Source organism: Desulforamulus profundi (genome assembly GCF_002607855.1).
In genome coordinates, this window is sequence record NZ_AWQQ01000128.1 from 1 (window position 1) to 6584 (window position 6584).

Annotated in this window: 4 protein-coding genes and 1 pseudogene; 4 read left to right on the top strand and 1 reads right to left on the bottom strand. The window is 40.4% G+C overall.

Annotated elements, in window-relative coordinates:
- Positions 1–226 precede the first annotated feature (226 nt).
- A pseudogene (gene istA / locus P378_RS17145) lies at positions 227–1773 on the bottom strand (IS21 family transposase).
- Positions 1774–2423: 650 nt separating this feature from the next.
- Here istA and P378_RS17150 point away from each other — a divergent pair.
- The 4 genes from P378_RS17150 to P378_RS17160 form a co-directional block, all read left to right on the top strand.
- Positions 2424–3671: an SIR2 family protein gene (locus P378_RS17150; RefSeq protein WP_099084065.1), complete on the top strand. Its 1248-nt coding sequence runs from the start codon at positions 2424–2426 to the stop codon at positions 3669–3671.
- Positions 3664–4050: a hypothetical protein gene (locus P378_RS20235; protein WP_207654075.1), complete on the top strand. Its 387-nt coding sequence runs from the start codon at positions 3664–3666 to the stop codon at positions 4048–4050. Before P378_RS17150 ends, P378_RS20235 begins: the two co-directional genes overlap by 8 nt.
- Before the next feature lie 68 nt (positions 4051–4118).
- The gene (locus P378_RS17155; protein WP_274378764.1) at positions 4119–5732 is read left to right on the top strand and encodes an ATP-binding protein; all 1614 of its coding nucleotides are present in this window, start codon (positions 4119–4121) and stop codon (positions 5730–5732) included.
- Positions 5733–6346: 614 nt separating this feature from the next.
- Positions 6347–6584 (top strand): transposase (locus P378_RS17160; protein WP_143338535.1); only part of this gene is annotated, 238 nt, incomplete at its 3' end.

Genomic DNA, 6584 nt, shown 5'->3' on the forward strand with positions numbered 1-6584 from the left:
CCAACTAAATGTAGTATTCCTTCATAAAAACCAGGTCTTTTTCAACAGTAAGGGTAACTTTTTATAGTTTTTTCTCACTCACTTCGGGTGGTAACAGCTTCCTACACTACCCCATGACGGAGGAGAAACAGTACCTTCTTACCGTCATTGGCGATAGTTTGAAACATGGTTATTTACCGAAATTGGCAATGAACTGGTTACCGCCATTCAGCGTGGTTTGCTACATTCAGTTATTCCCCCTTTTGTAATACTCAGCACCACGTGTAAAACCATACTGGGATGTCTCCGGGGGCGTTTCCGATGCAGGTTTGTTATCAAGCAGCTTGTCCTGTCCGGATTTAAGGATTGCCTGTACATTTTTTAGGCTTGGATGGACGGTATAGGACAGCGTCTTTGCGCAAGCGGCTTCTAGACGTTTTACGGAATACTTATCTGCAAGTTTGAGTAGAGCCATACAGGACTTGTATCCTTGCTGCTCTACCTTGTGGGCACTGAGGAAGAAACGAACAACAACAGCGGTATTTTCTCCGATCTTTTCGGCCCAGCTGATAAATCTTTCTGCGTTCCACGTTACATACTTCTGGTGGTATGGAGGCATGTGTGCCTCAATAGTGCTGTATTGGCCACTACGTCCGTACAACCTTGGGTGGGAGCTGATCCGGTTACCTCCAAAGAAAACCTCAATGACATTCTTAGTGAGCCTGACTTCCACTTTTTGCTTAATGTATTCATACGGGACTGAGTAATTCTGGGAATCTACGCTTGATATGGTAGTTGAACTGGACAGTGGCAACTCGCCATGTGGCCAACTCAAAAGGTTTTGGCGGCAGTGGTAGCAGGAACGGTCTTTCCTCTTCAAACAGACTGGCTCTGCTGCCTTCCTTCTTCTGGAATGGCTTGTTATTAAACTCTTTTAGCTTCTGTCGGATAGCTTCATTTAGCTCATGCAGGGAGAGAAACTGCTGGTTGCGCAACGCCGCCAGGATCCATGTGGAGATGATCCCTACTACGCCCTCGACAGTTGGCTTATCCTGAGGAGCTTTTACCCGGGCAGGGATAACAGCTGTTCCGTAGTGTTCCGCTAATTCCTGATAGGTCTTGTTGATTGTAATCTCGCTTCGTGAGTGCTTTGTAATGCCGGTCTTTAAATTGTCCGGGGTGAGAATGCGTGTAACACCACCGAAGTAGTTGTAGGCATTAACATGGGCGGTAATCCAGCACTCTTGGTTCTGTGATAGAAACCCCTCCACGTAGGCGTAGCCGCTGTATGAAAGGGCAGCAACAAAGACGGAAACATCTATTAACTCACCTGTATCAGTATTTTACAATGTGCGCATATTGACCGGCCCAATCTACCTCCATGATTTCTCCAGGCTTGCGGTTAATATGCATAGTTGCTTTGGTACTTCTGACGAAATCGCTGTAATACTTGTTAAACTGGGTGGATTTGTACGGGACTTCACCCGCCACGCGGCATTGGTCACAATATTCCACCCACAGTAGACTAAGCGTGACACCGCTCTTGGCCATCTCTCGATGGATGTATTCATAATCCGGCATTTTGTACGTCGGCTTTGCTTCCCCGGGTGGAAACAGCTTCATGGCAAGCTCTTTGTTGGTCATCTTGTCAGGCAACGGCCAACTTAGCCGACACGCTGCGGCCCGTTGCAAGACATTCGTGACGGTGTTTCTAGAACACCCACAGCTGGCCGCTATGTCCTTTTTTGTTATCCCAAGGCTAAACAGCCTCAGGATTTCTCTGTAATTGGTCATTCATATGACCTCCTATGGATTATTTGCGCTAGATTCCCAGCACATAAATCCATTATACAGAGCGTTTTTACAAGCGGATCATGAGTGCACAATTAGTGCGGAAGCTATGCCCAATTCAAACGGTCTGGGTGCACAATCACAACGGTCAAAATGCACAATCTGGCTCGGCGTATTCAGATAACTTTAAATTAGTTCAGAAGACACGTAGATAATAGTGAAATTAATTAACAAATTCGTATATTGCCTACGTAGCTGGTATTTTACTTAATCAGTGGGTGTATATGTCACTGGAAAGAAATGAACGGTGAGTTAGGTGTTTCTAGAGATATGATACGGGTAACCACCCAAAATAATATAAAAAGCTGGGGACAAAGGGTAGTTTGACACTATAATTCAAGGTGTATTACAATAGTAATTCTGCTGATAGAAATGGGGTTGAGCCTAGTACGGTAGTTCCGCACGCCATGGTCTGTACAGTGGTGATTAACCGCTCTCTACGTGACTATTAACAGAGGGACAGGTACGTCCGATTAGAAATTCGAAAAAGTTTAGTGTTTTTAGATTTTATCTTGTATTGAACTAATGTCTATAATGGGAAGTTAGGTAGAAAAGCTAAGAAGTTTTGGGTATGTTTGAAAGGAGGAAGATAGATGGACTCAATAGACTGGTCAAAAGATCATATTCTCTATATTGCTAATGAAGTTCCTGAAGGTTCAGATACTCCAGACGAAAAAAAACTTCGATCTGTGATAGAACCATGGCTGACTGCTGTCTTTCAAAGTGAGCATCTCTCACTACTGTTGGGTACAGGCATTACTACAGGAATATGTTGTGATTCAGGCGTCACTCCGCAGGCTATGCAGCGAATAAAATTCATAACTGAAGGCGAAAAAATAGAATCCTACGCCAATGAAGAAGCAAAAAAACTGTCTCGTGGTTCAGCAAATTTTGAAGATGATTTAAGGACTGCCATCGAATTAGTAAAAGGGTTAAAAATATTGAATGATACAAATGCTACAACACTCGAAAACGAAATAAATGAGAAGATGAAATTACTCATACTGAATTTGATAAAAAATGAATGTAATGTGCTTTCTTCAGAAAATGGCTCGGACGCTTTAGCGCTTCTAAAGAGATTTCTCATCAGTTTTAGCAGTCGAACCGCTACCCGTGACAGGCTGCATATCTTTACAACCAATTATGACCGATTTATTGAATATGCTTTAGATAATGCGGGTATTTATACCTTAGACCGTTTTATTGGAAAATTAAACCCAACCTTGAGAATGCATAAAATGGAGTTGGATTACCATTATAATCCACCCGGAATACGCGGTGAACCACGGTATGTTGAGGGGGTTGTTCGTTACACGAAGCTGCATGGCTCGCTTGACTGGCGTTTCAATAATGGAGATATTCATAAAGAGCCTATACCTTTTGGTTGTAAAATAAATGAAGACACAATTCAAAATCCTTACGAAACAAATGTGATTTATCCCAACTCAGCAAAAGGGATTGATACAGTATATTTCCCTTATTCTGAATTATTTAGAGACTTTTCTACAGCAACATGTCGACCCAATTCTGTTCTTGTTACCTATGGTTATGGTTTTGGAGATTCGCATATAAACAATATAATTCTAGATATGATGACCATACCATCGACTCATCTGGTTATTATTTCTTATGACTTGGCGGATGGACGAATTAGTAGCTTCGTGAAGAAATGTAATCATTCTCAACTAACGCTTTTATTAGGAAATCATTATGGGAATATTCGAATCCTGACTGAAAACTATCTTCCAAAATCAGCAATCGACCGAATTTCAGATAGACGGCATAGAATTGAAGAGAAAAGGAAAATCACTCCAAAAGAAAGCGAGAGTGAAGATGAATAAAGAATTTGAACATATCAGAAACCAAACTATTGGTACGGTTGAGTTTGTTTCTCCACGTGAAATAAAAGTACTGCTCGAAATCAATGCTCCGCAAAACACTGCTATTAATACCGGAGTACCACAACTTTTCCCAAAAGTAAACGGATTTGTTCTCATTCCCAATGAATCAGGCGCTCTTATAGGAATTATTTCATGGATTGGCGTTGAATATTCTCCGTATCCAAAAAGAAAGGGGTACAAAGACTTTGACCTAATTGACTTACCCTTTCCACTTCGTAAGCTTTCTATAAGTCCTTTGGGTATTCTTAAAGAAGAGGATGGGCAATTTGAAATCGAGCGTGGAGTTTATAGTTACCCGTCAGTAGGGATATTGTTGTAGTTCCTAATCAAGAACAGTTACGGGCAATCGTCCAAAACAAAGACAATAATGCAAAAGTTAAAATCGGTATTTCTCCGATGACTGCAAATGCGCCTGTTTTTATAAACCCTGATAGAATTTTTGGCAGGCATATAGCGGTTTTGGGAAATACCGGAAGCGGAAAATCTTGCTCAGTAGCTGGATTAATACGCTGGACTCTTGAAGAAGCAAGGAATGAACTGCCGAAAGAGAAAAAACTTAATTCTCGTTTTATCGTACTCGATCCAAATGGTGAATATTGTGGGACATTTGAGGGGTTGGCTAATGTCCGTCGTTTTCAGGTGATATTCAATGATAATCCCGATTCAGACACTACTATCTCCCAATTAAAGGTTCCAAGTTGGATGTGGAACAGTTACGAATGGAGTTCAATTGCACAAGCTAGTGGTAAAACACAAAGACCACTATTAAGAAAAACCCTGCGGGAGATTCGTTATGGTGGAAGATTGGATGAAAATGATAGTCTGATTACTCCTAGACGGTTTATTATTAGTATTTTGGTAACTCTTAGAAACTTTGAAAGACAGGGAATAAATGCCATAGCCAATTGGCCGGGTAAAAACAATCTAGGAGAAACTTTTCAATCATCAAAAGATTCCCTTGCTTCTTTTTTAGATAAAATCGATGGTGAGCCAAAAGATAAAATTAAAGCAATAATGGCCTCTATTGATAGTGTTTTAACAAAAAGGCCAAAGAGCGGTAATAATTATCCAGCCTTTAATTTAACAGATATACAAGAAGTTGTCTCTGCAATTGAAGCATCACAGAGTGTTTTCGGGGAGTTGATAAGTTATCAAGGGCCAGATGAAGATAGCCCTGTTTTCTTTACAAATGAAGATTTTCTTAGTCATATTGAACGTCTATCTCAGGAAAACAATGCGCAACAATTTATGGACTTTTTCATGATGCGAGTCAGAAGCATTTTGACTGATTCTCGCATTGCTTCGGTGATTGAAACAAAAACAAAAGAAGAAATAACACTCGAAGCGTGGTTAAATCAATATATTGGTAGCAATGAAGATGATGGATCTATTAGTATTATTGACCTCTCGTTGCTGCCATCTGAAATACTTTTTGTGATTGTATCCGTTTTATCAAGAATCATTTTTGAAGCTCACCAGCGTTACAGAAGAAAAACCGGAAAAATACTACCGACTACACTTGTAGTTGAAGAAGCTCACAATTTTATCAAACGCTATGATGGGGATACCGATGAGATTACTGCTAATCGGCTTTGTAGTCAATCATTCGAAAAAATAGCCAAAGAAGGGCGGAAGTTTGGTCTAGGATTACTGATTTCTTCTCAAAGACCTTCAGAATTATCTCAGACTGTTTTGTCACAATGTAATACTTTTCTATTACACCGTTTAGTTAATGATAAAGATCAGGAGATGGTAAAAAAGCTAGTCCCTGATAATCTAGGTAGCATTTTGAACGAACTCCCAATACTTCCAACCAAAAAAGCAATTTTGCTTGGATGGGCAGCCCCGATACCAGTAATCGTTGAAATGAATACTTTAGAGGAAAAGGATCGTCCAAAATCAAAAGACCCTGAGTTCTGGGATGTGTGGACTAAAAAAGAAGAAAGGGATATTGACTGGAAAAGCATTAGTGATGAATGGCAGAAAGAGGATAATATTTAATAAGACCCCGCCTCTGCATCCTAGCTATGGCGGCAAGGAGGGGCGCGGGGATTTTTTAAAGAAAGAAGAAAAAAGAGGCACAACCATTTTCCGGACGGGTTGTAACTGCCCGTCCGGAACAAGTGGGTTTTCGAATCGGTATATACATTTAGTTCTAATCTTGTCTTCACCTTAAGACCGCTGTTGAGGTTCTAACGGCTGTGTCACACTTAGTCTACTCGCTAGAGGCTAAAATTTTCATGTACAACGCAAGCTACTGATTCCACCTGTACGTTCAGGGGAGTTGTGAGTTCAAGTTCGTTCTTCAACTTCCCATTATCCATACTAGGAAGTTGAAGAGACTTTTAATTTACACGATATTTACACGATAGGAGAATGGTTGTTAACATAATTCAACAAACGAAAAATATGTTTTAAGAACGGCAGTCTGAGACCCTTTCACTAGAGCATGGAGAGAATAATCCAGTTGACATAATGTTATTATCGGTTAATTTATTAACTAACATATATAATGAATAGCCCTGACCGCGCGAGGATCTCGCTGATTCCAGCAAAATATAATGGATAAAGAAAACTAGACAAAAAAACAGCTTTATTTAAGGTGGATCGTTGCCGTGAGAAAATCATATTCTGGGGAGTTCAAAGCCAAGGTTGTACTGGAAATTCTCAAGGAAGAGAAAACCATATCCCAGATTGCTTCAGAGTATGGGATTCATCCAAATCAATTGCTTAAATGGAAAAAAGAGGCAATAAGATCTCTGGCAGAAGTTCTTGAAGATGGTCGTAGAAAGAGTGACAAGGAGAAAGAGACATTAAAGAACAAGATTCAAGAACTATACGCAGAGATTGGCG

Coding starts and splice junctions, on each gene's coding strand:
- P378_RS17150 (WP_099084065.1), top strand. CDS start 2,424: ATGGACTCAATAGACTGGTCAAAAGATCATATTCTCTATATTGCTAAT.
- P378_RS20235 (WP_207654075.1), top strand. CDS start 3,664: ATGAATAAAGAATTTGAACATATCAGAAACCAAACTATTGGTACGGTT.